Source organism: Mesorhizobium sp. M0615 (genome assembly GCF_040320805.1).
GTDB lineage: Bacteria > Pseudomonadota > Alphaproteobacteria > Rhizobiales > Rhizobiaceae > Mesorhizobium.
This window is the reverse complement of the sequence record NZ_JAMYQI010000008.1, coordinates 185,001-187,500: the sequence shown is the minus strand read 5'-3', so window position 1 is coordinate 187,500 and position 2,500 is coordinate 185,001. Positions and strand designations below refer to the sequence as shown.

Here is a 2,500-nt window from a genome sequence, read left to right as displayed (position 1 = left end):
TTCAGCGGTTATCCCGTCCGGATATAGCTACCCTGCTATGCGGCTGGCGCCACAACAGGTCCACCAGAGATCCGTCCATCCCGGTCCTCTCGTACTAGGGACAGATCCTTTCAATATTCCTACACCCACGGCAGATAGGGACCGAACTGTCTCACGACGTTCTGAACCCAACTCACGTACCGCTTTAAATGGCGAACAGCCATACCCTTGGGACCTGCTCCAGCCCCAGGATGCGATGAGTCGACATCGAGGTGCCAAACAACCCCGTCGATATGGACTCTTGGGGGTCATCAGCCTGTTATCCCCGGCGTACCTTTTATCCGTTGAGCGATGGCCCTTCCACGCGGGACCACCGGATCACTATGACCGACTTTCGTCTCTGCTCGACTTGTCAGTCTCGCAGTCAGGCAGGCTTATGCCATTGCACTCAGCGAACGATTTCCGACCGTTCTGAGCCCACCATCGCGCGCCTCCGTTACTCTTTAGGAGGCGACCGCCCCAGTCAAACTACCCACCATACATTGTCCCGGACCCGGATAACGGGCCGCGGTTAGACATCCATAGTAATAAGGGTGGTATTTCAAGGGTGGCTCCACCTGAGCTGGCGCCCAGGTTTCAAAGCCTACCACCTATCCTACACATGCCACTACGAATGCCAATGTAAAGCTATAGTAAAGGTGCACGGGGTCTTTCCGTCTAACCGCAGGAACCCCGCATCTTCACGGGGAATTCAATTTCACTGAGTCTATGCTGGAGACAGCGGGGAAGTCGTTACGCCATTCGTGCAGGTCGGAACTTACCCGACAAGGAATTTCGCTACCTTAGGACCGTTATAGTTACGGCCGCCGTTTACTGGGGCTTCGATTCAGAGCTTGCACCCCTCCTCTTAACCTTCCAGCACCGGGCAGGCGTCAGACCCTATACGTCGTCTTGCGACTTCGCAGAGCCCTGTGTTTTTGATAAACAGTCGCTACCCCCTGGTCTGTGCCACCCTCCTCTACTTGCGTAGAAAAGGGTCACGCTTCTTCCGAAGTTACGCGTGCAATTTGCCGAGTTCCTTCAGCATAGTTCTCTCAAGCGCCTTGGTATACTCTACCTGACCACCAGTGTCGGTTTCGGGTACGGTTTATAAGGAGGAGCTATTTCCTGGAACCGCTCCGCTGCCCGTTCAATCCGATAAGATTGGACAACTTGTGCGATCCGTCACTACCTCCAAGCCCACGAATATTAACGTGGTTCCCATCGACTACGCGTTTCCGCCTCGTCTTAGGGGCCGGCTAACCCTGCTCAGATTAGCTTTAAGCAGGAACCCTTGGTCTTTCGGCGGGGGAGTCTCTCACTCCCCTTACGTTACTCATGTCAGCATTCGCACTTCTGATACCTCCACCACCCCTCACGGGTACGGCTTCGTCAGCTTACAGAACGCTCCGCTACCGCTTGGCCCTTGCGGACCAAACCCTAAGCTTCGGTGTATGGCTTTAGCCCCGTTACATTTTCGGCGCAAAGACCCTTATTTAGACCAGTGAGCTGTTACGCTTTCTTTAAATGATGGCTGCTTCTAAGCCAACATCCTGGTTGTTTTGGGATCCTCACATCCTTTCCCACTTAGCCATAACTTGGGGACCTTAGCTGTAGGTCAGGGTTGTTTCCCTTTTCACGACGGACGTTAGCACCCGCCGTGTGTCTGCCGACTAGTACTCCCAGGTATTCGGAGTTTGGTTAGGTTTGGTAATCCGGTGAGGACCCCTAGCCCATCCAGTGCTCTACCCCCTGGGGTATTCGGTCGACGCTCTACCTAAATAGATTTCGCGGAGAACCAGCTATTTCCGAGTTTGATTGGCCTTTCACCCCTAGCCACAAGTCATCCCGAACTATTGCAACAGTTATGGGTTCGGTCCTCCAGTAAGTGTTACCTTACCTTCAACCTGCTCATGGCTAGATCACTCGGTTTCGGGTCTAATGCGACGAACTGAACGCCCTGTTCAGACTCGCTTTCGCTGCGCCTACACCTAGCGGTTTAAGCTTGCTCGTCACACTAAGTCGCTGACCCATTATACAAAAGGTACGTGGTGACCCTTACGGGCTCCCACTGTTTGTAGGCAATCGGTTTCAGGTACTCTTTCACTCCCCTTGTCGGGGTGCTTTTCACCTTTCCCTCACGGTACTAGTTCGCTATCGGTCATGCACGAGTACTTAGGCTTGGAAGGTGGTCCTCCCAATTTCAGACAGGATTTCACGTGTCCCGCCTTACTCGAGGACGATTGATTGCATTACGCGTACGGGGCTGTCACCCACTATGGCCCTACTTTCCAGAAGGTTCCGCTTGTCTCTCAATCGCCACTGGCCTGGTCCGGGTTCGCTCGCCACTACTTCCGGAGTCTCGGTTGATGTCCTTTCCTACGGGTACTTAGATGTTTCAGTTCCCCGCGTTCGCCACTTTATCCCTATGTATTCAGGATAAGTTACCTATTATCGATACTTGGAAACCACAGCAGCAGAT

The 2,500-nt window shown here is 53.4% G+C and carries 1 rRNA gene (running past both ends of the window); it reads right to left on the bottom strand.

The features are described from left to right. Nucleotides 1-2,500: ribosomal RNA gene (locus NKI46_RS16080) — 23S ribosomal RNA — on the bottom strand (it extends past both window edges: 137 nt to the left, 165 nt to the right).